At 72.3% G+C, this 26,028-nt stretch carries 21 protein-coding genes; 5 read left to right on the forward strand and 16 right to left on the reverse strand.

The annotated features are described in order from the left end of the window. Nucleotides 1-66 precede the first annotated feature (66 nt). Nucleotides 67-585, forward strand: coding sequence for a tyrosinase family oxidase copper chaperone (locus ABZY45_RS12070; protein ID WP_356738845.1), 519 nt, complete (start codon nucleotides 67-69; stop codon nucleotides 583-585). A 19-nt stretch (nucleotides 586-604) separates the two neighbouring features. After that, nucleotides 605-1,465 (forward strand): tyrosinase family protein, encoded by an 861-nt coding sequence (locus tag ABZY45_RS12075; RefSeq protein ID WP_356738847.1) that lies wholly within the window; start codon nucleotides 605-607, stop codon nucleotides 1,463-1,465. Between the two features lie 85 nt (nucleotides 1,466-1,550). Here the strand turns inward: ABZY45_RS12075 and ABZY45_RS12080 are convergent, their stop codons facing one another. The 9 genes from ABZY45_RS12080 to ABZY45_RS12120 form a co-directional block, all read right to left on the reverse strand. Beyond that, nucleotides 1,551-1,832, reverse strand: coding sequence for a chaplin (locus ABZY45_RS12080; RefSeq protein WP_356738849.1), 282 nt, complete (start codon nucleotides 1,830-1,832; stop codon nucleotides 1,551-1,553). 110 nt (nucleotides 1,833-1,942) lie between these two features. Then, nucleotides 1,943-3,106, reverse strand: coding sequence for a GNAT family N-acetyltransferase (locus ABZY45_RS12085; RefSeq protein ID WP_356738851.1), 1,164 nt, complete (start codon nucleotides 3,104-3,106; stop codon nucleotides 1,943-1,945). Further along, nucleotides 3,103-3,783 carry a lipopolysaccharide biosynthesis protein gene (locus ABZY45_RS12090; protein ID WP_356738853.1) on the reverse strand — a complete coding sequence of 227 codons (681 nt, stop codon included), beginning with the start codon at nucleotides 3,781-3,783 and terminating at the stop codon, nucleotides 3,103-3,105. The genes ABZY45_RS12085 and ABZY45_RS12090 overlap by 4 nt, the downstream gene beginning before the upstream one ends. Next, a complete protein-coding gene (locus ABZY45_RS12095) occupies nucleotides 3,780-4,916 on the reverse strand; it encodes a glycosyltransferase (protein WP_356738855.1) in 1,137 nt (378 codons plus the stop codon). Before ABZY45_RS12095 ends, ABZY45_RS12090 begins: the two co-directional genes overlap by 4 nt. Beyond that, entirely contained in the window at nucleotides 4,913-5,683 is a 771-nt protein-coding gene (locus tag ABZY45_RS12100; RefSeq protein ID WP_356738857.1) for a polysaccharide deacetylase family protein, read from the reverse strand. Before ABZY45_RS12100 ends, ABZY45_RS12095 begins: the two co-directional genes overlap by 4 nt. Then, nucleotides 5,673-7,244 (reverse strand): lipid II flippase MurJ, encoded by a 1,572-nt coding sequence (locus tag ABZY45_RS12105; protein WP_356739673.1) that lies wholly within the window; start codon nucleotides 7,242-7,244, stop codon nucleotides 5,673-5,675. Before ABZY45_RS12105 ends, ABZY45_RS12100 begins: the two co-directional genes overlap by 11 nt. A gap of 50 nt (nucleotides 7,245-7,294) precedes the next feature. Then, on the reverse strand, nucleotides 7,295-8,665 hold the full coding sequence (locus ABZY45_RS12110) for an O-antigen ligase family protein (protein ID WP_356738859.1): 1,371 nt from the start codon (nucleotides 8,663-8,665) through the stop codon (nucleotides 7,295-7,297). Between the two features lie 15 nt (nucleotides 8,666-8,680). Continuing rightward, complete coding sequence (locus ABZY45_RS12115) at nucleotides 8,681-10,138, reverse strand: sugar transferase (protein WP_356738861.1); 1,458 nt, start codon at nucleotides 10,136-10,138, stop codon at nucleotides 8,681-8,683. Further along, on the reverse strand, nucleotides 10,135-11,310 hold the full coding sequence (locus ABZY45_RS12120; RefSeq protein WP_356738864.1) for a glycosyltransferase family 4 protein: 1,176 nt from the start codon (nucleotides 11,308-11,310) through the stop codon (nucleotides 10,135-10,137). Before ABZY45_RS12120 ends, ABZY45_RS12115 begins: the two co-directional genes overlap by 4 nt. Before the next feature lie 585 nt (nucleotides 11,311-11,895). On the opposite strand from ABZY45_RS12120, the gene pgm reads away from it, so the two are divergent. Next, nucleotides 11,896-13,542 carry a phosphoglucomutase (alpha-D-glucose-1,6-bisphosphate-dependent) gene (pgm, locus tag ABZY45_RS12125; protein WP_356738866.1) on the forward strand — a complete coding sequence of 549 codons (1,647 nt, stop codon included), beginning with the start codon at nucleotides 11,896-11,898 and terminating at the stop codon, nucleotides 13,540-13,542. Nucleotides 13,543-13,591: 49 nt separating this feature from the next. Here the strand turns inward: pgm and ABZY45_RS12130 are convergent, their stop codons facing one another. The 7 genes from ABZY45_RS12130 to ABZY45_RS12160 all read right to left on the reverse strand — a co-directional run bounded on the left by ABZY45_RS12130 (nucleotide 13,592) and on the right by ABZY45_RS12160 (nucleotide 24,296). Beyond that, the gene (locus tag ABZY45_RS12130; RefSeq protein WP_356738869.1) at nucleotides 13,592-14,458 is read right to left on the reverse strand and encodes a sigma-70 family RNA polymerase sigma factor; all 867 of its coding nucleotides are present in this window, start codon (nucleotides 14,456-14,458) and stop codon (nucleotides 13,592-13,594) included. Nucleotides 14,459-14,510: 52 nt separating this feature from the next. Continuing rightward, nucleotides 14,511-15,650, reverse strand: a complete 1,140-nt coding sequence (gene rho, locus ABZY45_RS12135; protein WP_356738871.1) for a transcription termination factor Rho — start codon at nucleotides 15,648-15,650, stop codon at nucleotides 14,511-14,513. A gap of 416 nt (nucleotides 15,651-16,066) precedes the next feature. Next, nucleotides 16,067-17,098 (reverse strand): methylmalonyl Co-A mutase-associated GTPase MeaB, encoded by a 1,032-nt coding sequence (gene meaB, locus ABZY45_RS12140; RefSeq protein ID WP_356738873.1) that lies wholly within the window; start codon nucleotides 17,096-17,098, stop codon nucleotides 16,067-16,069. An 11-nt stretch (nucleotides 17,099-17,109) separates the two neighbouring features. Continuing rightward, nucleotides 17,110-19,353 carry a methylmalonyl-CoA mutase gene (gene scpA / locus ABZY45_RS12145; RefSeq protein ID WP_356738875.1) on the reverse strand — a complete coding sequence of 748 codons (2,244 nt, stop codon included), beginning with the start codon at nucleotides 19,351-19,353 and terminating at the stop codon, nucleotides 17,110-17,112. Continuing rightward, entirely contained in the window at nucleotides 19,353-21,209 is a 1,857-nt protein-coding gene (gene mutA, locus ABZY45_RS12150) for a methylmalonyl-CoA mutase small subunit (RefSeq protein WP_356738877.1), read from the reverse strand. The genes scpA and mutA overlap by 1 nt, the downstream gene beginning before the upstream one ends. 171 nt (nucleotides 21,210-21,380) lie before the next feature. Continuing rightward, nucleotides 21,381-23,765 carry an excinuclease ABC subunit UvrA gene (locus ABZY45_RS12155; protein ID WP_356738879.1) on the reverse strand — a complete coding sequence of 795 codons (2,385 nt, stop codon included), beginning with the start codon at nucleotides 23,763-23,765 and terminating at the stop codon, nucleotides 21,381-21,383. A gap of 117 nt (nucleotides 23,766-23,882) precedes the next feature. After that, complete coding sequence (locus ABZY45_RS12160; protein ID WP_356738881.1) at nucleotides 23,883-24,296, reverse strand: VOC family protein; 414 nt, start codon at nucleotides 24,294-24,296, stop codon at nucleotides 23,883-23,885. Nucleotides 24,297-24,443: 147 nt separating this feature from the next. Here ABZY45_RS12160 and ABZY45_RS12165 point away from each other — a divergent pair, with 147 nt between their 5' ends. After that, complete coding sequence (locus tag ABZY45_RS12165) at nucleotides 24,444-24,938, forward strand: DUF6325 family protein (RefSeq protein WP_356738883.1); 495 nt, start codon at nucleotides 24,444-24,446, stop codon at nucleotides 24,936-24,938. Between the two features lie 104 nt (nucleotides 24,939-25,042). Beyond that, a complete protein-coding gene (locus ABZY45_RS12170) occupies nucleotides 25,043-25,840 on the forward strand; it encodes a tyrosine-protein phosphatase (protein ID WP_356738885.1) in 798 nt (265 codons plus the stop codon). Nucleotides 25,841-26,028 lie beyond the last annotated feature (188 nt).

Genomic DNA, 26,028 nt, shown 5'->3' on the forward strand with positions numbered 1-26,028 from the left:
TTCCGTTTCGTTGCCCCTCAAGAGCGAGACATCTCGCACGTGCGGACGAGAGGCAGGTACACCATCATGAATCCGACCACCGGCTCGGGCGGCGAGCCGGTCCGGGCCACCGGGCCGGCCCGCCGCGCCGTCCTGCGCACCGCGTTCACCGCGGCCGTCGTCGCGGCGACCGGCGGCGCGCTCGCCCCGGTCCTTCTCGGGCCCCACGGCGACCCGTCCCGGCCCGGGGAACGTGACGCCGTGGGGCCCGAGCGCTTCTCCGAGCTGTACAAGGGCCGCGACATCCGCGGCACGGCCACCACCGTCGTCCCTGCCGGCGCACCGCCCTACGCGGGTGCACAGGCGTACGCCGGTACGCGGTCGCACACGGGGGAGGCCGGATCGGCGACGGCGGCCGATCACCCGGAGCATCTGGACGTCCGCATCGACGGGCGGCCCCTGCACGTGATGCGACGGGCCGACGGCAGCTACCTCAGCGCCGTCAACCACTACGAGTCGTTCCCGACGCTCCTCGAGACGGCCCGCGCGGCGGTCGACGCGCTCGGCACCGCCCAGGTGTCGGCCGTCCCCCCGCACACCATCTGAACCCAGAGGAGGGGCACGGGTGTACAACCGCAAGAACCAGCGCGATCTCACGCGCACCGAGAAGAAGCGCCTGGTCGACGCGATCCTGGAGCTCAAACGTTCCGGACGCTACGACGAGTTCGTCGGCCTGCACCGCCAGTACTACGTGACCGACGCCGAGAGCAGGCCGCGGCCCGCCCACATGACCCCGTCCTTCTTCCCCTGGCACCGCCGGTACCTGCTGGAGTTCGAGAAAGCGCTCCAGGCGGTCGATCCCAGGGTGTCGATCCCGTACTGGGACTGGACCCGGGACAACACGGCGGGCGCCTCCCTCTGGGCCGACGACTTCCTCGGCGGCAACGGCAGGCCGGGCGACCGGCAGGTCATGACCGGGCCCTTCGCCTACCGCCAGGGGAACTGGCGCATCCGCGCCGGGGTCACCGACGACCCCTTCCTGCGGCGTAACTTCGGCCGGCCCTCCGCCCCGGTCACGCTGCCCCGCCCGGCGGACGTCGACCGCGCCCTGCGCGACCCCGTCTACGACGCCGCGCCGTGGAACAGCGTCAGCACCACCGGCTTCCGGAACAGGATCGAGGGCTGGGGCCTCAGAGGCGGCCGTGGGGTGGCCAACCACAACCAGGTGCACCGCTGGATCGGCGGTTCGATGGCGGGCGCGGCCTCGCCGGACGACCCGGTCTTCTGGCTGCACCACGCCTTCATCGACCTGCTCTGGACGCGCTGGCAGAAGGCGCACCCACGCTCCCGCTACCTTCCGGCACGCGCGCTCCCGGCCGACGACCCGCAGCGGGACAGGGTGTTCGCCTACGACCGTCCGATGCCACCCTGGGACGTGGCCCCCTCACAGCTCGTGGACCACAGCAGGCTCTACCGGTACGTCTGAGCCGTCGTATCCCTCCGGAGCGGCATCAGGGCCCCCCTCTCCGCCGCGAGGCGCAGAGGGGGGCCCTGACGGACCGGTCAGGAGATCAGTGGCCGTAGCCGTACTCACTCTTGTCCTCGTGGCTGTCCGAGACGTTCGCGCACGTGTTGCCGAACGCCGGGTTCAGCAGCGCGATCACGTTCACGGTGTTGCCGCAGACGTTGACGGGGACGTGCACGGGCACCTGGACGACGTTGCCCGAAATGACGCCGGGGGAGTGGGCCGCGACGGCGTCCGCGCCGGAGTCGGCGGCGGCCAGGCCCGCACCGCCGGCCATGAGGGCACCGGTTCCGGCGACGACGGCGGCCACCTTCGAGATACGCGACATCAGTTCTCCTTGAGAAGGGGTGACGGGTCGCCGGGAAGGCGACCGTTGTGCCCTGAGAACGCGTAAGTCCGCAGACGGTAACGGATCACCGCAAAAGTCATCATCTAGGATCAACTCCGCCCGACCCACGTGCGCCCGGCCGACGGGAGCTCGCTCAGTACGCCGCGCCAGTCCCGCGCCGAGGGGAAGCGGGCCTTCACACTCCGGGCCGCCCGGTCCCGAGCGGCCACCTGCGCCTCACGCAGCCGCAGCACCGGATCGAGCGAGGAACGTGCCAGCAGCAGCCGCTGGTTGGGCACCGGCACGGGAGCCCAGTGGCCCTTGTACTGCTCCGAACCGCGCAGCAGACTCAGGGTTCCCCGCTCCGGACGTGCCGCTTCGCGTGCCAGCTCGCGCATGAGCATCGAGGAGACGTCCACCCGCTGCCTGAGCCCGGGATCGGCGCCGTACAGGTATCCGCCCGTCAACCGCGAGGACCGCAGCGTCAGATCGGCGGCCACCACCTGCCCGTCGAGTACGAACTCCTTGAGCGTGGCCTCGCCGTCGCGCACCATCCGGCGGGTGGAACGCACCAGATGGGAGCTGAAACGGGACCGCAGATGCTCCGCGTTGACCCCCCGGCCCGTCCACTGGAGTTCGTGCAGCCTCAGCAGGTTGCCGATCGCGACCGACACCCGGTGGACGGGCACCTCGTGGCACTCGATCCCCAACTTGTCGATCTTGCGCAGCTTGGCCCGCGCCCGCTGTGCGCGTGGCCCGGGCATCCGCCCGATGAGGAGGTCGATGGGTTCGGCGGGCAGCTCCAGGCAGGTCGAGTCGGTGAGGCTGCTCCGCGCGCCGGACCAGGCATCTGCCAGCAGGTGCGCGGAGGAGCCGGGCCTCACCTCGCGCAGGTCGAGGACCGTGTGCGTGGCGGCGCGGTGGAGCCCGCGTTCCAGAGCCGTGACCGCGCCTTGCGGGTCCTCGCCGTCCACCAGGATGTCGAAGTAGTCGGAGATCGCACCGCCCATCGGCACCAGCAGCGGCATGGGCCGGTGCGCGAGCATCAGCGGTGCCGCGCCGATCAGCCGGCCGTTACGGCGTGCCAGGACGACCCGGAGCCTGCCGGGGGTCCCGTAGGAGAGCCACCACGAGTGCAGCCACGCGTGGCTCTGGAACGGCGTGGCGGTAGGGCAGCGGCGGTGCAGCGCGTCCCACTCGGCGGCGAGGCCGGTGAACTCCGGAAGATCCCGGCAGAGGGTGACGGAGAGCCGTCCACGGAGGTCCGCTCTCATCGCGCGAGCTCCCGTTCTCCGGCCGGGGCGGCGGCCGTGCCGCCCTGGGCGGGGCCCGGCACCTGGGCGGTGACGTCCCGGCGTCCGGCCCGGGGCCGCACGAGCAGCACCAGCCCGCCGGCCAGGCCGCCCGCGCTCGCCCCCACCGCGGTGCCCAGTGGCACGGACGGGGAGACGGGATCGCCGGGCGGCACCGCGTGGGAGAACTTGACCAGCTTCACGCCGGTCTCCTTCGCGACGTGCCCGCTGCTGACGACCATGGCCTCGGTCACCGCGTTGGCGATGTCCGCGGCGCGGTCCGGGTCCTCCGATGTACCGGTGATCGAGATCATGGGTGAGTCGGGGGAGGTCTCGGACAGCACGTGCGTGCGCAGTTCGCGCACCGGCTCCCCGGCCGCCCCCTTGGCGTAGCCGAGGGTGGCGTCGCTGGTGGCCAGCCGGCCGTACGACTGCGCGTAACCCAGTGCCGCGGCCGGGTCGACGTCCTTCCCCGCGGTGACCATGGCGTAACCGGTGGCCGCGTACTCGGGTGTGGCGAGCATCCCGTACGAGAGTCCGCACGCGGCGCCGAGCAGGACACAGGCGGGCAGGGGCCACCAACTGGGCCGTACGAATGCGGGGCGGAGCCTGCGGAACCGTCCGGGGACGGCCGGCTCCTGCGCGGGCGAATCGGTCATGGGTGTGCTCTCTCGGTCGTGGTGACGGGGGCGGTGGCCTGTGCGTAGACGTCCATGAGGCGCCGGCTGCTGAGCCTGATGTCGTAGTGGTCGAGGTCGGGCGGCGGAGGCAGCCGGCGGGTGCCGCCCGCCCGCAGACGCCCCAGCGCGGCTGTCAGTTCGCCCGTGGGATCCCCGGCGGAGGATCCGATACGGATCGTCCCCGGCACCGGGCCCGGCAGGTCCTCGATGGCCGGACAGGCCGCGTGGACCACGGGCAGCCCGGAGGCCAGCGCCTCTACGGCGGCCAGCCCGAAGGACTCCTCACGGGACGCCGAGACGAACGCGTCCACCGCGCCGAGCACGGCGGGGACCCCCGGAGCCGTGCCCGCGGGGCCGCACTCCCCGAGGAACCGGACGCGGGCCTCCACGCCCAGCCGCGCGGCGAGCGCCCGCAGCGGCCCGGCCTCCGGACCGCCCCCGGCCAGTACGAGCCATGTGTCCGGCAGGGCCGCGACGGCGCGCAGCGCCACGTCGAAGCGCTTGCCGGGGACGAGCCTGCCCACACCGCCGGCCACGAAGGCACCCTCCGGGATCCCCAGCAGCGCGCGGGTGGCGCGGCGCCGGCCAGCGTCGAAGCGGAACGCGGCCACGTCGACGCCGTTGGGCACGGTGTGGATGCGGGCGGAGGGCACCCCCCAGTCGCGGAGCCGGGCGGCGACCGTCTCGGACACGGCGACCGTCGCCTCGCCGAGCCGCTCGGTGCGCAGATACAGCTCCTTGGTGCCGCGGGTCAGCGGGCGGCCCTCGATCTCCGCGTGCCCCAGCGAGTGTTCCGTCGACACCACAGGGGTGCCGGCGAGCCGCGCGGCGATCCGGCCGTAGACGCACGCCCGGTACAGGTGCGTGTGGACGAGGTCGTACGAGCCACGGCGGATGAGCCGGGCCAGCCTGGGCACGGCGGCGAGGTCACGGTTGCTCCGCATCCCCAGATGCAGGACACGGACGCCGTCGGCGCGCAGCCCCTCCGCGACGGCACCCGGGTTGGTGAGCGTCACGACGTCGCAGCGCACCGGCAGATGACGCACCAGCAGCCGCAGCTGCTGCTCCGCCCCGCCGACACCGAGCCCGGTGATGACATGCAGCGCCCTCACGCTGCTTCACCCGCCCCGGCGGGGGCGGCGCAGCGGTACCGCAGCCGGTGCCGCACCTCCTTGGCCCGCAGCCGGGCCCCCCGGTCCGCGTGGCTGACATGGGTGCGCGCGAGGGCGAGCGGTCCTGTCAGGGAGCCCGGGACGAGGGCGCAGCCGTACGCGTATCCCGCGTCCCGCACCGCGCCGAGGACCCGCGGGTCGGCCGTGCCGTACGGATAGCAGAAGCCCGTTGGGGCCTCCCCGGTGATACGGGCCAGCGCCTCCCGGCTGCCCAGCGTCTCCCCGCGCAGCTCGTCGTCGGACAGCTTGGTCAGATCCCGGTGGAGCAGGCCGTGGGAGCCCACTTCCATGCCGGCGGCGGCGACCGTGCGGATCCCCTCCTCGGTCAGCAGCGGTCTGCGAGGGCCCAGCGCATCCCAGGTGTTGGAGCCGCCCGGCCGGCCCGCCAGGACGAACACGGTGGCGGTGAAGCCGTGGGCGAGCAGAACGGGGAGAGCCTCGTCGAGGAAGTCGGCGTACCCGTCGTCGAAGGTCAGCCCGACCAGACCGCGCCCGCCGGCGGCCCGGTCGCGCAGCAACGCCGAGACGCCCACCCCGGTCAGCCCCCGTCGTCGCAGCCAGGTCAGCTGCTCGTCCAGGCGGCGTGCGGAGACGGTGATGCCGTACGGATCGTCCGCCGGATCGCTCACCGAGTGATAGGTGAGGATCCACGGCTGGGACCGTCGGGGGAGCGTGCGCACACGGAGTGGCGAGGTGTCAGCGGCCATGGGGGAACCTCTGTCGGATGAGGGCCAGCAGATGCAGGGCTTCGGGGGCTCTGAGGACGAGGGAGGTGAGGAGGAACGCGAGGGGGACGACGAGACAGCCGGCCGCCAGACCGGGCAGCGCCCCCGGTACGAGGCCGGCGGCCGACATCCCGGCCGCCGCCGCCACTGCCGCCGACACCGCCGGACGGGCCAGGGAGAGGGCGACCGCCGGGGCCCGGACCGCCACCGCCCGCGAACGGAGCCCCAGGAGCATTGCCAGAGCCGCCGTGCTGATGCCCGCCGCGTTGGCGGCGGCGATGCCGGCCACTCCGAAAGGAGCGGTCAGGACCGCCCCGGCACCGGTGGTCACCACGAGGCCCGCGCCCATCGCGCCGAGCGGGTACCAGGTGGGCCTGCCCGTCGAGAAGAACGGCCGGCACAGGGCGCCGACCAGCGTGTGGCCGAGCAGGCCGAGCGCGTAGACGCGCATGACCCCCGCCGTGGCGGCCGTGTCCGCCGCGTCGAAGGCGCCCCGCTGGAACAGGGCCTCGATGATCTGCGGCGCGCATCCGAACACCATGGCGGTGCCCAGCAGAACCACGGTTCCCGCCAGCGCGAGGTCGCGTTCGACCCGCTGACGTGCGCCCTCCCGGTCACCGGAAGCCATGGCCCGCGCGACGACGGGGAAGGTGACGGTGCAGATCATCATCGACAGCACCATCGGCAGCTGCGCGACCTTCTGCGCGTAGTTGAGGTGGGAGATCGCCCCGTCCGGCAGGGACGAGGCGAGGAACCGCTCGACGAGCACCTGCGACTGACGGCTCAGCACGAACAGGACGACCGGTGCCAGTACCGTCGCGCCGAGCAGGGCCGGGCCGTGCACCCGGCGTACCTTCGCGCCCGTCCGTCCGCGCCCGGCGGGCACCAGCCGTACGAACGTGGGCAGCAGGGTCAGGATCATGAGCAGGCTGCCCACCGCCACCCCGGCGGCGGCCGCGCGCACGCCCCAGACGGAGTGCAGCGCCAGGGTCATCCCGATGATGCCGGCGTTGTACGCGATGTAGACCCCGGCGGGAGCCAGGAAGCGGCCGTGCGCCCGCAGGGCGGCGCTGAAGTAGCCGGTGACGCCGAACGTCAGGACCGTGACGGCCGTCAGACGGGTGCAGTCCACGGCGAGCCGGGGATCGTCCAGCCCGGGTGCCAGGACGGCGACGGCCCAGGGGGCACCCCAGACCAGCAGGGCGCCGGCGCATGCCAGCGCGGCGGACAGCCGGGGCAGGGTCGCCGCGACCAGGGCGCGTACGGGGTCCTGTGCCTGCCCGCCGGAGGCGCGCCGGGTCAACGCCAGGCTGAACGCGGGGACGAGCAGCAGCGCCATGCCGTCCTCGATCAGCAGCGTGGCCGCCATCTCCGGCACGGTCCAGGCGATCAGGAAGGCGTCGCTGGCGTGACTGGCGCCGAAGAGCCGGGCGACGGCCTGGTCCCGGACGAGACCCAGCAGGGCCGCGACGACGGTCAGCCCCGCCGCGCCGCCGGCCGCCCGGGCCAGGAAGCGCCCGGGACCTGCCGCGGTGTCAGGCATGGGCGGTGGGGTGGCCTTCGCCTCCGCGGCCGTACCCGCGGCGGTGCCGCTCACGCCGCGGCCGTCCTCTCCGGCTCGGCGAGCGCCCACCACGCGGCCAGACCGAGCACGATGCCGGTGAGCACGGTGGAGGGGCCGCCGATGTCGGCGTACAGGAAGTCGACGGTCTGCCAGGTCATCAGGCCGACCGCGACGAGACCGCAGTCGACGGCGGCGGATCCCCGCTTCCGCGCGGACAGCAGTCTGCGTACGCCTGCGATCAGGAGCGCCGCCCACGACCCGGCCAGCGCGGTGAGACCGATCAGCCCCTGCTCGCTGAGCACCAGCAGGTACATGTTGTGAGGGGAGAGCAGCGGCTGCCTGCGGAACTCCTGCCCGGCCCCCGCCGTGTCGCTCCCCGCGGAGAGCCCGATCGAGGCGTGCGCGTCGCGGTGCGCGGGGAAGCCCTTGAGGCCGACCCCGGCCGCCGGGTGCTCGCGCCACATGCCCTCGGCCGCAGCCCACATCGTGTAGCGGTCGTTGACCGACCGGTCCGGCGCGCTCGCCACCTCGGTGATGCTGGTGAGCCGCTGCGAGATCATCTCGGAGCCGACGCCGAAGCCGCCGACGAGCACGACTCCGGCCGCGCCCAGCACCGCCAGTGCGCGGACCGCCTGCCGGAACCCGGTCAGCGCGACGACGACGAGGGCGCCGGCCGCCGTCGCGATCCAGGCGCCCCGGCTGAAGGACAACGCGAGCGGGACGACGAGCAGCGCGGCGGTCACCGAGGCCCAGGGCCTCAGCCACCGGGGAGCGCCCGCAGGGGTGCGCAACGCGTACGCGGCCGCCGCGAGCAGCCCGTAGCCGACGACCGTGGCCATGCCCATCACGTCGCCGGGGCCGAAGGTGCCGACCGCGCGGATGTCCTCGCCCATGTACGAGGCGCCGGAGCCGGTGGCGTACTGGTGAATGCCTGTCGTGCCCTGGACGACGGCGAGCAGGACGAGCGCACCGGCGAGGAACCGGAAGTCCCGCGCGTCCCGTACCAGCAGAAGGACGGCGGCCGGTACGAGGACGAAGACCTGTAGATGACGTACGAAGCCGGGCAGGGCCGCCGCCGGGTCCGCGGCGCACACCGTGGCCAGGGCGATACCCACGACAGGCAGGCCCAGCACGAGCGCCGCGGCCGGGGTGAGAGGCCGCCGCCGCAGGAACAGCAGGTGTCCGGCGCATACCAGGACGGCCACGCCCGACAGGAGATCGGCCGCCGTCGCGCCGAGCGTGGCACCGCCCTCGGCGCCCTCGAAGGGGACGGCCACCAGCAGGACGGTCGCGACCAGCGGCAGCAGCGGCCATCGGCTGCGCCAGGTGCGGTGGAGCGCGGTGGCCGCGCCGGGTTCGGGCGGCAGCACGTCCGGCCGGGGGGCGGGTGGCGCGGTCATGGTGAGCGTCACGGTTCAGCTGCCCCCGAGCCGGAACACCGAGCCGGCCGTGCGAGCGAGCACGCACACGTCCTGCCACAGCGACCATGTCTCGATGTACCTGTTGTCGAAGCGCGCCCGGTCCTCGATCGAGGTGTCACCGCGCAGACCGTGCACCTGCGCGAGCCCTGTGATGCCCACCGGCATCCGGTGCCGGGCCCGGTAACCGGGATACGCGCGGCTGAACTGCTCGACGAAATAGGGACGCTCGGGGCGGGGCCCGACAAGGCTCATGTCACCGCGCACCACGTTCCACAACTGCGGCAGTTCGTCGAGCGACGTCCTGCGCAGCATCCTGCCGACGCGGCTCATGCGCCGGTCCGCGGACACGTTCCACCGGGTGGCCGACTCGTGCGCGTCCGCCGGCCGAAGAGTGCGGAACTTCAGCAGGACGAACGGCCGCCCGTCCCGGCCGATGCGCTCCTGCCGGAAGAGGGCGCCGGGGCCGTCACACAGGCGTACGGCGAGGGCGCACGTGGCCATCACCGGAGCGGCCAGGACCAGGGCGATCGCCGCCAGCGTGGCGTCCATGGCCCGCTTCACCCGGAATCCCACCGGCCGGTGCGGTCCGGTACGCAGCGCGTGGACGGCGAAACCCCACACGTGGTCAGGGCGGGCGGTGCTCCTGAAGTGTGCGGCCGTTCCCTGATCGGTGATCAGCCACACCCGGCAGCCGTGCCGGGCGAACAGCGCGAAGAGCTCCTCGCCGTCCGGCGCGGTCTCGGGCGTGACCGTGAAGACCACATGGCGCACCGAGTTCTGGATCACCGCACGCCCGGCGTCCTGCACCGACGTGAGGACGGGCAGCGGGGAGTCGCCGTCGGGACGGGAGCCCACCCGGCCGACCGGCCGCATCCCGTAGCGCGGATGCTCCTGGAGCACGGCACCGATCCGGTCGGCCGCCGGACCGTCACCCACGATCAGCGTGGACTGCGGATCGCGGGCGGCCGACCGGATCCGGGCCCGGTGCACGACGGCGCGCAGCGCGCAGCTCAGCAGCGTCTGGGCGAGGGCCGCGCAGCCCAGAGCGGCCCAGCCCGGCGCGTGCCGGGAACCGTACGCCGCCATCACCTCGGCGGTGGTGTACCACTGCACCAGGGCGAGACCGGCCAGTGCGGGCAGCTCGGCCAGGACGGAGGGGGACAGCCCGGTCCTGTACAGGCCCCGGTAGGCGTTCAGGAGCAGCTGGGCCACGCCCTGGAGGAGGAGGACGACCGGGGGCCAGGGCCAGGGGACGGCCAGCACCGCTGCCAGCCCGAGCGCCAGGCAGTCGCCGGCCACGAGGGCGGCCGGAGCGGCCCGGCGCCTGCGGCCCGCCAGGGCCGGGGCCGACGGCCCATCGCTTCCGCTGCGAGGCGGGCGGATCGCGTACGCCGCACGCCCCACGGCGGTCGCCTGGGCGGCTCGGGGAACAGGTGCACTCTCCGTCGTCATCGCTCGGTGCGCTTCCTCGTCATGGTGCGGGACTGGCCGACAACTTCCTCGTAGAGGCCCAGGACCGCTCCGGCCGTCTTCGTCACGTCGAAGACCGAGCGGGTGCGCCTCTGCGCCGTGCGACCCAGCTCGGTCCGCAGCGCCGGGTCGGTCAGCAGGGCGATGAGTGCCGACGCGAGAGCAGAGGGGTCCTCCGGTGGCACGAGGCAGTGGGCCGCGTGTCCGGGGGGCAGGCTCTCCCTCGCCCCGTTCACGTCGGAGAGCAGTACGGGAACGCCACAGGCCATGGCCTCCAAGGGGGCCAGCGCCATTCCCTCCCAGCGGGAGGGCAGCACCAGCAGATCCGCCGCGTGGATCCAGGTCCGCACATCCGCGCTCGCCCCGGCGAACAGCACACCGGGAGGCGCGTCCTGCCGCAGCCGCTCCGCGTACGGTCCGTCGCCGACGAGCACCAGCCGGGCACCGGACACGGAGGCCGACCGCCATGCGCGCAGCAGAACGTCCTGGCCCTTCTGCCGGCTCAGCCGTCCGACGCACACGGCCAGGGGCGCGTCCGCGGGGACACCGCCGAGCAGCGGGAGCGCGGCACGGGCCGCCACCGAGGCCTCCGCGCCGGCAGGCCGGAAGCGGGTGAGGTCGATCCCGTTGTGGATCACCGACCAGCGCGCGGTGATGCCGGCGCCCAGCCCGGCTCGACGCTCCGACTCGCTGACGCAGAGGATGCGGTCGCTCCAGCGTGCCGCGAGCCGCTCCCACGCCCTCGCGCGTCCGGCGGCCCTGCCCTCCAGGGCCTCGAACGACCAGGCGTGCGGCTGGAACACGGTCGGAACCCGGCCGCGCACAGCCAGCCGGCCCGCGAGCCCCGCCTTCGAACTGTGGGCATGGACCACGTCGGGGGCGCAGGCACGGATCAGACGGCTCGCAGTGGCGACCTCCCGCACCAGCCCGGGGCCGGGAGCGCGCTCCGCCGGCCAGACGCGGACGCGGGCCCCGGCGGTGGCGGCCCCGTCCGCCAGCGGACCGCCCGCGGGGCAGGCCACCACGGGGCGCAGCCCTGCCCGGACCTGAGCCGCGACGAGGTCGGTGACGACCCGGGCGACGCCGCCCTCCACAGGCTGGACCAGGTGTAGGACCGTCAGCCGGTTCTCCTCGGAACAACTCTTCTGCAGCACTCACGGCTCGCTTTCACATGCCCCCGAGGAACCGGTTCGGTAAACACCGGCGGTAAGGAATATGGCGGCGGCGATCAAGTGGGTAAAACCGAAACGCACTGTGACAGACCATGGGTGGGAAAACACGTACGACTCGCGCGCGTGTCCGCTCGGATTGCCCGTGAGGGAACCTTCCGTCACCGGCTTTTGAATGCTGCGGCGTGTCAACCCACGGTGACCGCATTTGCTCCCGGCGGTGGCGCATGATGGCAGTGCCGTGTGCCTTCCCCATCCCTTCCGGGAACCCGGGAACGGGGTGGTCGGTAAGGGGAGCCAATTCCCGCGAGTTGCTCTCCGGAATTCCGCGGCCGGCCATTTCCCTCGTCCGCCGCCGGCATTCGCGGCCCTGCCGCCCCTTGTCGCGCCCTCCGCGTGAATCGGCCAATCCTGCCGTCACGGCCTGGGCTGCATGGCGCTCCGGATGTACTGCTGGTTCCGTCCCCGTGCCCGGGAGTGCGGCCGACGGGGCAGTATCGGGGTACAACTCGTGATGATCGTCCGCCCCGTGGCGGTCCGCGAAAGGCCGATGAGGACAGAGGAGAAGCGATGGTTCACGAACGGGCCGGTCAGCCCGCGCAGCCCGGAGACCTGGTGGACGTGGCACGGCTGGTGACGGCCTATTACACGGTGCACCCCGACCCGGCCGAGCCGGACCAGCGCGTTGCCTTCGGCACCTCGGGCCACCGCGGCTCGGCCCTCGCGGCGGCCTTCAACGAGGACCACATCGCCGCCACGACCCAGGCCATCTGCGACTACCGCACGCGCCAGGGCACCGACGGGCCGCTGTTCCTCGGTGCCGATACCCACGCGCTGTCCGAACCCGCACGGATCACGGCCGTCGAGGTGCTGGCCGCCAACGGCGCCACCGTCCTGATCGACTCGAACGACGGATACACCCCCACCCCCGCCGTCTCCCACGCGATCCTGACGTACAACCGGGACCGCACGGACGCCCTCGCCGACGGTATCGTGGTCACGCCCTCGCACAACCCGCCCGCCGACGGGGGCTTCAAGTACAACCCGCCGCACGGTGGCCCGGCCGGGTCGGACGCCACCTCCTGGATCCAGGACCGGGCCAACGCCCTCATCGAGGGCGGACTCAAGGAGGTCCGCCGGATCCCGTACGCCCGCGCGCTGGCCGCCGCCACCACCGGGCGCCACGACTTCCTGACCGCCTACGTCGACGACCTCCCGGCCGTCCTCGACCTGGACGCCGTACGCGATGCCGGGATCCGGATCGGAGCGGACCCTCTCGGCGGCGCGTCGGTCGCCTACTGGGGGCGGATCGCCGAACGCCACCGGCTCGACCTCACCGTGGTCAATCCTCTCGCCGACCCCACCTGGCGGTTCATGACGCTGGACTGGGACGGCAAGATCCGGATGGACTGCTCGTCGCCGTACGCCATGGCCTCCCTGATCGAGCAGCGTGACGCCTACACCATCGCAACCGGCAACGACGCCGACGCCGACCGGCACGGCATCGTCACGCCCGACGGCGGGCTGATGAACCCCAACCACTATCTGGCCGTCGCCATCCGCTATCTCTACTCCCACCGGGAGAACTGGCCCGCCGGCACGGGCATCGGCAAGACCCTGGTCTCCTCGTCCATGATCGACCGGGTGGCGGCGGACCTCGGACGGCAACTGGTCGAGGTCCCGGTCGGATTCAAGTGGTTCGTCGACGGGCTGTTCGGCGGCACTCTCGGCTTCGGCGGCGAGGAGTCCGCCGGCGCCTCCTTCCTGCGCCGCGACGGCCGGGTGTGGACCACGGACAAGGACGGCATCCTGCTCGCCCTGCTGGCCTCCGAGATCACCGCCGTCACCGGCTCCACCCCCTCCCAGCACTACGCCGAACTCACCGCACGCTTCGGCGATCCTGCCTACGCCCGGGTCGACGCGCCCGCCGACCGCGAGCAGAAGGCGGTGCTGGCCCGGCTCTCCCCGGAACAGGTCACCGCCGACACCCTGGCCGGTGAACCGATCACCGCCGTGCTCACTCAGGCGCCGGGCAACGGCGCGGCCGTCGGAGGGCTCAAGGTCTGCACCGAGAGCGCGTGGTTCGCGGCCAGGCCCTCCGGCACGGAGGACGTCTACAAGGTGTACGCCGAGAGCTTCCAGGGCGCCGAACACCTGGCCAGGGTCCAGGACGAGGCCCGCGCGCTGGTCTCCGACGCGCTGGGCGACGCGGGCTGATCGCGCGGCGCGGCGGGCCCCGGTGCCCCGGGCCCGCCGCGCCACGGCGTCAGAGGATCTGCAGGTCGAGAGCGGCGATGGTCCCCTGGTCGGCCAGCATGTCGAGTGCCACGATCGTCCCGGCGTCGAAGACGAAGGTGATGACGGCCCTCGGGCGGCCACCGGGTGCCCACACGAGTCCGGGGACTCCGTCGACCAGAGCCGGCTGCGCCGCCTTGGCCTGTCCCACGAACGTGTTGGCCACGGCGGACGCGCCGCGTGCGGCGCTCGCGCCGGTGAGCAGCGCGGCGGGGTCGGCGCGCAGGACGACGTCCGGCGCGAGCAGGGTGAGCAGCGCCTCGAAGTCGCCGCCACGGGAGGCTGCCAGGAAGGCGTCCACGACACCGCGCCTGCGGTCGGTGTCCCCGGCTGCGGCCGGATCCGCGCCCTGCACGCGACGGCGGGCCCGGCTGGCTAGCTGCCTGGTCGACGCCGGGGTGCGCTCCAGGACGGCGGCGATGTCCTCGAAGGGCACGGCGAACATGTCGTGCAGCACGAAGGCGAGGCGCTCGGCGGGGGACAGAGTGTCGAGGACGACGAGCATGGCCCGCCCGACGGATTCGGCGAGCAGGGCCTCGTGCTCGGGGTCCACGGACTCGCCGGGGCCGGCGGCGGGGCCGGCCGGATGCGCCTGCCACGGGTCCTCGCGCCGGGTCTCGCGCGCACGCAGCAGATTGAGGGAGATCCGGCCGACGACCGTCGTCAGCCAGCCGCCCAGGTTCTCGATCTCCGACTCGTCCACGCGGCCGAGCCGCAGCCAGGCTTCCTGCACGGCGTCCTCGGCCTCGGTCGCCGAGCCGAGTACGCGGTAGGCCATCGCCCGCAGCCGGCCGCGGTGTTCCTCGAACCGTCGCGCCAACAGCGTTTCCGCATCCATCCGTTGCCCCCCTTGCCGGTAGTCGGCCCAGCCTATGCGGCCGGAAGGCTCGTCACGCGTCCGGGACGGTCTGCCTCACCTGCCGGAGGAAGGCGGCGTTGTCCGGGGTCCTGCGGATCCGGTCCAGCAGCGCTTCGAGCATTCCCTGTCCGTCCCGTGACCGCAGAGCCCGCCGCAGGCCTCGTACGGCGGCCAGTTCCGCCGCGGGCAGCAGGAGTTCCTCGCGGCGGGTGCCGGAGGGGGCGATGTCGACCGCGGGGAACACGCGCCGGTCCGCCAGCGCCCGGTCGAGGCGGAGCTCCATGTTGCCGGTGCTCTTGAGCTCCTCGAAGAAGTAGTCGTCGGCGCGCGACCCGGTGTCCACCAGCACGGTCGCCAGTATGGTGAGCGAACCGCCCTCCTCGGCCGCCCGGGCGGCCCCGAACAGCTTCTTGGGCCCGGCGAGCGCCGAGGCGTCCACCCCACCGCTCAGAGTGCGCCCGCCGGCCCCGGCGCTCGTGTTGTACGCGCGGCACAGCCGGGTGAGGGAGTCCAGCAGGATCACGACGTCCTGGCCCTGCTCGACCAGACGCCTGGCCCGTTCCACGGCCAGATCCGCGAGCGCGATGTGGTCCTTGGCGGGCCGGTCGAACGTGGAGGAGTACACCTCGCCCCGCACGGAACGGCGCATGTCGGTGACTTCCTCGGGCCGCTCGTCCAGGAGGACCACCATCAGGTGGCACTCGGGGTGGTTGGTGGCGACCGCCGCGGCGATCTGCTGGAGCAGGACGGTCTTCCCCGTCTTCGGGGGTGCCACGATCAGGCCGCGCTGACCCTTGCCCACGGGCGACACGAGGTCGATGAGGCGCGGCGCGGGGCCACCGTCCGGTGTCTCCAGGCGCAGTCGCTCCCAGGGGTGCAACGGGGTGAGATCCCGGAAGTGCGGCCGGGTTCGCAGCTCGTGCGCCGGGCGGCCGTTGACAGACTCGACGAGGGACAGCGCCCGAGGGCGCTCACAGACACCTTCGACGACATCGCCCTTGCGCAGGCCGTGCTGCCGGATCAGTGAGGGCGCCACGCGGATGTCGCGGGGGGAGGGAAGGCCGCCGTCGGTCCGCAGCACGCCCTGTCCGTCACTCGTGGTGTCGAGGACACCGGCGGTGCGGACGGGCTGGTTCTGCGGGGCCACGGGGCGTTCGAGTGTGCTGGTCATGGTGGGTCCTTTCGCGGACACGCGGACATGGTGAAGGAGAGGTCCGGCGAAGGCGAGGCGGCGCGATCACGCCTCGTGCGACGGGCGGAAGAAGCCCGGTCCGGACGGAAGAGGTGGTGCGGGAAGCTGGATCGCCGGTCATCGGAAGACCGGCCGACAGCTGAGGAGAAGCACCGGCGCCCTGTGCGATACGGGCGTTCACGTGTGCTGACCGGACCATAGCACGATCGGTCGTGCAGGGAAAGAGGTCTGGCTGAGGGAGGGATCCGGGAGGGGGAAGAGGCCCGGCAGGGGGCAGCTCCCGCAGGGAGAAGGCCGGCAGGGGGAAGGTCCCGCGCCGTTGCGCGGCGAAGGGCTTCCCCTGCCGGCGAGCAGCGAGAGGAAGCCCTTCATGAGCCTTGAGGATCCCGCGCGGGTCAGCGGCGGTCCGGCTCCACCGAGCGCCCGGCGTCCGGCTCCGCTGAGCCCTCGCGGAATGCCTCGAGAATCTGCTCGGCGGCCAGAGTCGCCGTCAACTCCCCACCCCTTACGCGCCGTTCGAGCTCCGGAGTGAGCGTACGCACCACGGGGTGGGTGCGGAGGCTGTCCAGCAGCTCGTCGCGGACCATGGCCCAGGTCCACTCCACCTGCTGCTCCCGGCGTCCGGCCGTCAGCCGCCCGGTGGACTCCAGGAGCGTACGGTGCTGTTCCAGCCGTTCCCACAGGGTGTCCAGACCGGTCGACTCCCTGGCGCTGCACGTGAGGACCGGGGGAGTCCAGGCCGCGTCCGCCGGGTGCATCAGCCGCAGCGCCCCCGCCAGCTCGCGCGCCGCGGAGCGGGCATCGCGTTCGTGCGGGCCGTCGGCCTTGTTGACCGCGATGACGTCGGCGAGCTCCAGCACGCCCTTCTTGATGCCCTGCAACTGGTCGCCGGTGCGGGCCAGGGTGAGCAGCAGGAAGGTGTCGACCATGCCGGCGACCGTGGTCTCCGACTGCCCGACGCCGACCGTCTCCACGAGCACGACGTCATAGCCGGCCGCCTCCATCACCACGATGGACTCCCGGGTCGCCTTGGCGACCCCGCCGAGCGTCCCGGCCGTGGGGGAGGGGCGCACGAACGCCCGCGGGTCCACCGCGAGCCGCTCCATCCGGGTCTTGTCACCCAGGATGGAACCGCCCGTACGGCTGGACGACGGATCCACGGCCAGCACCGCGACCCGGTGTCCGAGCCCGGTCAGCAGCGTGCCGAGCGCGTCGATGAACGTGGACTTCCCCACGCCCGGCACCCCGCTGATCCCGATCCGCCTGGCCCGCCCCGAATGGGGCAGCAACTCGCTCAGCAACCGCTGCGCCAGCACCCGGTGGTCGGGGCGGACCGACTCGACGAGGGTGATCGCGCGGGCCACGAAGGCCCGCTTCCCGTCGAGCACGCCCTTGGCGTACGCGTCGATGTCGATGTTCCGCGCCATCCGTCAGCGGCTCACAGTTCGTGGCCGAGCGCGGCACCGAGCCGCGTGACCAGGTCGTGGGCGGCATCCGGGATGACCGTGCCGGGCGGGAACACCGCGGCGGCTCCCGCCTCGTGCAGTGCCTCGACGTCCTGCGGCGGGATAACCCCGCCCACCACGATCATGATGTCCTCGCGCCCCTCGGCGGCCAGTTCCTCACGCAGCGCCGGTACGAGCGTGAGGTGGCCGGCGGCCAGCGACGAGACGCCCACGATGTGCACGTCCGCCTCGACCGCCTGCCGGGCCACCTCGCCCGGCGTCTGGAAGAGCGGGCCGACGTCGACGTCGAAGCCCAGGTCGGCGAAGGCCGTCGCGATGACCTTCTGGCCGCGGTCGTGGCCGTCCTGGCCCATCTTCGCGACGAGAATGCGCGGGCGCCGCCCCTCCGCCTCCTCGAAGCTGTCGACGAGCATGCGGGTGCGGTCCACCGACGGGGACTCTCCTGCCTCTTTGCGGTACACCCCGGAGATCGTACGGATCTGGCCCGCGTGCCTCCCGTACACCTTCTCCAGCGCGTCCGAGATCTCGCCGACCGTGGCCATCGCCCGGGCCGCGTCGACCGCCAGCGCCAGGAGATTGCCTTCGAGACCCGGGCCGGGATCCCGCCCCGCCGCCTCGGTCAGCGCGCGGAGCGCCGCCTGGCAGGCCTCCTCGTCGCGCTCCTCGCGCAGCCGGCGCAGCTTCTCGATCTGCTGGGCGCGCACCGAGGAGTTGTCGACCTTGAGCACATCGATCTTCTCGTCGGTCTCCACGCGGTACTTGTTCACGCCGATGACAGGCTGGCGTCCCCCGTCGATCCGTGCCTGCGTACGGGCCGCGGCCTCCTCGATGCGGAGCTTCGGGATGCCGGCGTCGATGGCCTTGGCCATGCCGCCGGCCGCCTCGACCTCCTCGATGTGCTGCCAGGCCCGCTGCGCCAGATCGTGCGTCAGCTTCTCGACGTACGCGCTGCCGCCCCACGGGTCGATGACCCGGCAGGTGCCGGACTCCTGCTGGAGCAGGAGCTGGGTGTTGCGGGCGATGCGCGCCGAGAAGTCCGTCGGCAGGGCGAGTGCCTCGTCGAGCGCGTTGGTGTGGAGCGACTGGGTGTGGCCCTGGGTGGCGGCCATCGCCTCGACACAGGTGCGCGTCACGTTGTTGAACACGTCCTGCGCGGTGAGAGACCAGCCCGACGTCTGCGAATGGGTGCGCAGCGAGAGCGACTTGGAGTTCTTCGGTCCGAACTCCTTCACCAGCTTCGCCCACAGCAGCCGTGCCGCGCGCAGCTTCGCGATCTCCATGAAGAAGTTCATGCCGATCGCCCAGAAGAACGAGAGCCGGGGAGCGAAGGCGTCCACGTCCAGCCCGGCGGCCTGTCCGGCTCGGAGGTACTCCACCCCGTCGGCCAGCGTGTACGCCAGCTCCAGATCGGCTGTGGCTCCGGCCTCCTGGATGTGGTAGCCGGAGATCGAGATCGAGTTGTAGCGCGGCATCTTCTGCGAGGTGAACGCGAAGATGTCGGAGATGATCCGCATCGAGGGGCCGGGCGGATAGATGTAGGTGTTGCGGACCATGAACTCCTTGAGGATGTCGTTCTGGATGGTCCCGGCCAGCTTCTCGGGCGCGACGCCCTGCTCCTCCGCGGCCACGATGTACAGCGCGAGCACGGGCAGCACCGCGCCGTTCATCGTCATCGACACCGACATCCGGTCCAGCGGGATGCCGTCGAAGAGCTGCCGCATGTCGTAGAGGGAGTCGATGGCCACACCCGCCATCCCGACGTCACCGGTCACCCGGGGGTGATCACTGTCGTAACCCCGGTGCGTCGGCAGGTCGAACGCGACCGACAGGCCCTTCTGCCCCGCCGCCAGGTTGCGCCGGTAGAAGGCGTTCGACTCCTCGGCCGTGGAGAACCCGGCGTACTGACGGATCGTCCAGGGCTGGTTGACGTACATCGTCGGGTACGGGCCGCGGAGGTACGGTGCGATCCCCGGGTACGTACCGAGGAAGTCCAGGCCCTCCAGATCCCGTCCGGTGTACAGCGGCTTGACGTCGATGCCCTCCGGGGTCTCCCAGAGCAGTTCCTCCTCCGGGCGGCCCGCCGACTCCTTCACCGCGGCCCGCCACCGGTCCTCGGACACCTCGGCGGGCGCCGCCCCGGTCAGGGTCACATCGGAGAAGTCCGGAACCACGGGCGCGGGGGCCTCGGAGGACCCGGTGATCTCAGGGGTCTGCATCACGCCACTCCCATGCGGTCGAGTACGGAGGACAGGACGGCGACCACATCGCAGCCGGCGAACACATGGACGTCGGCCCCGGCGAACGCGTCCGGCCGTCCCGCGAGGAACACCTGCTCGGCGCCCGCAGCCCGGAGGGCAGCTGTGACCCCCTCCGCCTGCTCGGCGTAGAGCGCGTCCGCCGAGCACAGACAGGCGATCGTGGCGCCGCTCGCCGCGAAGGCGGAGGCGGCGGTCGAGGCGTCGACGGAGACGGGTTCCTGGACCGGCTCGATGCCGCCCGACAGGAAGAGGTTCGCGGCGAACGAGGCCCGCGCCGTGTGCGCCGAAGCCGGTCCCAGTGCGGCGAGGAAGACGCGGGGACGGCTGCCCGTGGCCGCCAGATGCCGGTCCGAGCGGGCGCGCAGCGCCTCGAACGCCTCGTCGCGCCGGACCCGGGGCAGCCCGCCGTCCCACGAGGCGGAGGGCGCGGGCTCACGCTCCACGGGCCGCTCCGCGAGGGCCGGGAATTCGCTGACGCCGGTGACAGGCTCCTTGCGCCGTGCCAGGTCCCTGCTCCGCGCCGCCCAGGTGGCCGCGATCCGCTCCCTCACCATTCCCGAGCGCAGCGCGGCGGCCTGACCGCCCGCCCGCTCGACCTCCTGGAAGAACGACCAGGCGGCGGCGGCGAGTTCTTCGGTCAGCCGCTCCACGTACCAGGAACCGCCCGCCGGGTCGGTCACCCGGGCGAGATGCGACTCCTCGATGAGGATCGTCGAGGTGTTGCGGGCGATGCGCCGGGCGAAGGCGTCCGGCAGGCCCAGCGCGTGATCGAACGGCAGCACGGTGACGGACTCGGCGCCGCCGACGCCCGCGCCCAGGCAGGCAAGCGTCGTCCGCAGCATGTTCACCCATGGATCACGGCGGGTCATCATCACGGACGACGTCACGGCATGCTGCCGCTGCGCCCCCGCGTCCGGAGCCCCGCAGACCTCGGCGACACGGGCCCACAGCCGCCGGGCCGCGCGCAGCTTCGCAATGGTCAGGAACTGGTCGGCCGTGGCCGCGTAACGGAACTCCAGCTGTCCGCACGCCTCCTCGACGGAGAGCCCGGCCGCCGTCAGCGCACGGAGACAGGCGACTCCCGTGGCCAGCGAGAGCCCGAGCTCCTCGGCCGCCGAACCGCCCGCCTCGTGGTACGGCAGGGCGTCCACGGCAAGTGCCCGCAGTCCGGGGTACTCGCCGGAGCAGAGCCGTGCCCAGTGCACGGCTTCGGTCAGGTCCGGCTCCGCGCCGCTGCGCGCTGCGTGGCCGAGGGGATCAATGCCGAGGCTGCCTCGCACGGACCCCTTCGCGAGGCCCCGCGCCTCGCAGAGCGCGAGCAACTCCCGTACGGCGGGCCCGGCATCGGCACCCGCGTCGAGTACCACGGGTGCGAGATCGAGGTGGACGCCCTCCAGCGCGCGGGCGAGGCCGGAGACCGGTACACCACCGGGCCCGCCCACCTCCAGCCACAGCGACGTGACACCGTTCTCCAGATCGCCGAGCAGAGCCTCGTTCAGGCGCACGGGATCCGTGAGGGCGTGACGCTGGCGCACGTCCCAGCCGTCCGTGGTGTTCCCCGCTGCCGTGCTGCCCCGGGTGAAGGGCGCGAAGCCGGGCAGGCCTGGGTCCACCGACACGTCGGTGGAGGTGTACAGAGGGCGGGCGGTGAGCCCGTCCCCGAGCGCGGTGGACAGTGCTTCCTCGGCGGCCGAGCCCGTGACTTCCCTGCCGGACCTGCGCAGTACGCCTTCGACAAGGCTCTGCCACTGGTCGTGGGAGGGGTCGGGGAACTCGGCGGCCAGAGAGAGCCCGTCAGCAGGCAGGACCGTCATGCTCAGATGCTAGGTCAGCACTCCGATGAGCAGCAGGGCCACAGGCTGTGACCTTGCACTCTCCGAATTGTGCGGGAATTACTGCTTGAAGCGGCCTTTCCCCTCATCCGTCCAGGGACGGCGCGACACCAACGCCCTCGCAGCGCGAGAGCGTTGGCGAGACGTCGCCGTTCAGGCGCCGACGTAGGCCGCGAGGTGCTCCCCGGTGAGGGTGGAGCGAGCCGCGACGAGATCGGCGGGCGTCCCCTCGAAGACGATCGTGCCGCCGTCATGACCGGCCCCCGGACCGAGGTCGATGATCCAGTCGGCGTGCGCCATGACCGCCTGGTGGTGTTCGACCACGATGACCGACTTGCCGGAGTCGACGAGCCGGTCGAGCAGACCGAGCAACTGCTCGACATCGGCGAGGTGGAGGCCGGCGGTGGGCTCGTCCAGTACGTACACGCCGCCCTTCTCCGCCATATGGGTGGCCAGCTTCAGCCGCTGGCGCTCACCCCCGGACAACGTGGTGAGCGGCTGGCCGAGGCTCAGGTAGCCGAGCCCGACGTCCACGAGCCGGCCGAGGATACGGTGCGCGGCAGGCGTCGCCGCCTCGCCGGCACCGAAGAACTCCTCGGCCTCGGTCACCGGCATCGCGAGCACCTCGCTGATGTCGCGCCCGCCGAGGCGGTACTCCAGCACCGCCGGCTGGAACCGCTTCCCTTCGCAGTCGTCGCAGGTCGTGGAGACGCCGGCCATCATTCCCAGGTCGGTGTAGACGACTCCCGCGCCGTTGCACGTGGGGCAGGCGCCCTCGGAGTTGGCGCTGAACAGCGCCGGCTTCACGCCGTTGGCCTTCGCGAACGCCTTGCGGATCGGGTCCAGCAGCCCGGTGTAGGTGGCAGGGTTGCTCCGACGCGAGCCCCGGATAGCGCCCTGGTCGACCGAGACCACGTTCTCGCCCGCCGGGATCGACCCGTGCACGAGCGAACTCTTGCCGGACCCGGCGACACCGGTGACGACGGCCAGCACCCCGAGGGGGACGTCGACGTCGACGTTCCGCAGGTTGTGCGCCGTCGCGCCGCGGATCTCCAGGGTGCCGGTGGGCTTGCGTACGGTCTCCTTGAGCGCGGCCCGGTCGTCGAAGTGGCGGCCGGTGACGGTGCCTCCCGCCCGTAGCCCCTCGACCGTCCCCTCGAAGCAGACGGTGCCCCCCGCCGTACCCGCGGCCGGGCCGAGATCGACGACGTGGTCGGCGATCGCGATCGTCTCCGGCTTGTGCTCCACGACGAGCACCGTGTTGCCCTTGTCCCGGAGCCGCAGCAGCAGGCCGTTCATCCGCTGGATGTCATGGGGGTGCAGGCCGATGGTGGGCTCGTCGAAGACATAGGTGACGTCGGTGAGCGAGGAGCCCAGGTGACGGATCATCTTGACGCGCTGCGCCTCGCCGCCGGACAGGGTGCCCGAGGGGCGGTCGAGCGCGAGATAGCCGAGGCCGATCTCCACGAACGAGTCGAGAGTCTGCCCCAGCGCGGTGAGCAGTGGCGCGACCGTCGGCTCGTCGAGCCCCCGGACCCATTCGGCGAGGTCGCTGATCTGCATCGCGCACGCGTCGGCGATGCTGACGCCGCCGATCTTCGAGGACCTCGCCTCCTCGCTGAGCCGGGTGCCCTCGCACTCGGGGCAGGAGGTGAAGGTGACCGCCCGCTCGACGAACGCCCGGATGTGCGGCTGCATCGCGTCCTTGTCCTTGGACAGGAACGACTTCTGGATCTTGGGGATCAGCCCTTCGTACGTGAGGTTGACGCCCTCGACCTTCACCTTGACCGGCTCGTGGTGGAGGAAGTCCTGCATCTCCTTCTTGGTGAACTTGCTGATCGGCTTGTCCGGGTCGAGGAAGCCCGACTCGGCGTAGAGCCGCACGGTCCAGAAGCTGTCCGACTTCCAGCCGGGGATGGTGAACGCGCCCTCGGAGATCGACTTCGAGTCGTCGTAGAGCTGGGTGAGGTCGATGTCGGAGACCGAGCCCCTTCCCTCGCACCGCCCGCACATGCCGCCGGTGCGGTTGAAGGTCGCCTTCACCGTCTTCTTGCTGCCCCGCTCGACGGTGATCGCCCCGCTGGCGCGCACCGAGGGGACGTTGAAGGCGTACGCGCCGGGCGGGCCGATGTGCGGCGCGCCCAGCCGGCTGAAGAGGATGCGCAGCATCGCGTTGGCGTCGGTGACCGTGCCGACGGTCGACCGCGGGTCCGCACCCAGACGCTGCTGGTCGACGATGATCGCTGTCGTCAGACCTTCGAGTACGTCGACCTCGGGACGTGCGAGCGTCGGCATGAAGCCCTGCACGAAGGCGCTGTAGGTCTCGTTGATCATCCGCTGCGACTCCGCGGCGATCGTGCTGAAGACGAGTGAGCTCTTGCCCGAACCCGAGACGCCGGTGAACACCGTCAGCCGGCGCTTCGGGATCTCTACGCTGACGTCCTTCAGGTTGTTCACACGCGCGCCGTGCACGCGGATCAAATCGTGGCTGTCGGCAACATGCAGCGTGGGCGACTGCGTGTTCGTCCTCGTGGCCATGCTCGTCGTGTCTCCATCTGTTACGCGGGCCGCCTGCGCGGTCGCCTGCTGCGTCGCCGGCGCGTGCGCGGCGACGGTCGTTTGTCTACCAGATCGGTCGTGCGGAACGGGGAATTCTCAGGAACGGGGCTGGCTGAAGCGCAGCATGTTGCCCGCGGGGTCGCGGAAGGCGCAGTCGCGGACGCCGTACGGCTGGTCGACCGGCTCCTGGAGCACCTCGCCTCCTGCCGCGCTGATGCGCGCGAAGGTGGCGTCGCAGTCGTCGGTGCGGAAGATGACACCGCGCAGCATCCCCTTGGCCAGCAGGTCCGCGGCTGCGGCCCGGTCGGCGGCCGACGCGCCGGGATCGGCGAGCGGCGGTTCGAGGACGATCTCCACGTCGGGCTGCGACGGAACGCCGACGGTCACCCATCGCATCCCCTCGAACCCGACGTCGTTGCGTACCTCCAGGCCGAGTACGTCGCGGTAGAAGGTGAGTGCCCTGTCGTGGTCGTCGACGGCGATGAAACACGTCGAAAGCGTGAGGTCCATGCGATTCACGCTACGGGCGGGGGTCTGCTCGCGCTTCTCGATTCCTGACCGGCCTCGGGAGAGGTTCGCCATCATTTTTCACAGTGCGTCACTGAATGACCGAAGTTAAGCTTCATTCGACCCAGCACCGCAGGGGAAGGACGCACCGTGGCCGTGGGACCCGTGGAGTACCTCGTCGTCACCTTTCCCGGGGGCCGCTTCGCCGACGCGATCGCGCCCGTACTGGCCGACGCCGTCGCCTCGGAGGCGGCACGCATCCTCGATCTGACGTTCGCCCGCAGAGCGGCGGCCGGCACCCTCGAACGCGTGGACCTGCGCGAGATGGACCCCGAGGGGCTGCTCTCGTTCGAGCCGCCGAAGGGCGCAGACGCCGGCCTGCCGCAGATTACGGGCCTCGATGTGCTCGAACGTCTGTCGGAGGGGGACTCCGCGGCGCTGATCGTGTGGGAGGACCTGTGGTCGGTCCCACTCACCCGTGCGGTCCAAGAGGCGGGCGGGAGGCTCCTGGCCCACGAGCGCGTTCCGGTGGACGGCGGCGACGACGTCATCACCCTTCTCGAAAGGCTTGCCGCGCTGAGGCAGCAGGGTGCGCTCACCGAGGCGGAGTTCGCCGCCCAGAAGACCAGGATCCTTGCCGACTGATCCCTCGTCGGCCCGTGGCCCACGTTTCCTTTGTCGATGCACGCACGCCGTGCGACGTTGATTCCGACCTGCACTTCTGTCTGTCGGGAAAGAGGCATTTCATCGTGCAGACCGCCCGGGCAGTCCCCGCAGCCACCGTCGTCAACCTGCGCGATCTGGGCGGCATCGCCCTGGGGCGCAGCCGCCGCCTGAGGCAGGGCATCCTTCTGCGCTCCGGCCAGCTGAGCGATTTCGACGCCGATCACGACATGGCGGTGGCCGCTCTCGGTATCCGTACGGTCGTCGACCTGCGGACCGCCGACGAACGCCGGTGGGCCCCCGACCGGCTGCCGCCGGGAGCCAGGCTCTTCGTCGCCGACGTCCTCGGCGACAACCCGGGCGTGGCGCCGGCGCGGCTCAGGGCACTGCTCGGTGACCCGGACGGGGCAGCGAGCCTGCTCGGCGGGGGCAAGGCCGAGGAACTGTTCGCCCAGACGTACCGGAAGATGGTGCTCTCACCGGGGGCCGCGGCGGCCTACCGGGCCTTCCTGGACACCGCGGCGGATCCGCGGGCGAGGCCGCTGCTCTTCCACTGCGCGACCGGCAAGGGCCGTACGGGATGGGCCGCCGCGCTGCTGCTGATGACGGCGGGCGCCTCACGCGAAGTCGTACGCGCGGAGTTCATCGGCGTGAACCGGGCGGTGCGCGCGGCCTTCGGACCCGCGCTGCGGCGCTTCCTCGACGCGGGCGGGGACCCGGACATCGCGGCCGCGGTCGTCGACGCCCGGCCGCGGTACCTGGAGGCGGCCCTGGACGCCATGGACGAGCGCTGGGGAGGGCTCGACGGCTACCTGACCAAGGCACTGCGTCTGCCTCCCGCGGTGGCCGAGCGGCTGCGCGCGGATCTGACGGTGCCGGTCTGACATCCCCGCGGCCGTACGGTTTCCCGGCGATCCCGTCCCGGGGGCCCGGCTGGAGGCCTCGGCGCGAGCGGTGCGAGGCCGCAGGGTGCCGACGGTGCGGAGGCGATGACCGTCTGCCGGACGCGCGTCGGCCCGGTGCGCAGTCCTGAGGACTCCGCACCGGGCCGGCACGCGAGGGGCCGTGCCCC

It is taken from the genome of Streptomyces sp. NPDC006516, assembly GCF_040611875.1.
Taxonomy (GTDB): domain Bacteria; phylum Actinomycetota; class Actinomycetes; order Streptomycetales; family Streptomycetaceae; genus Streptomyces.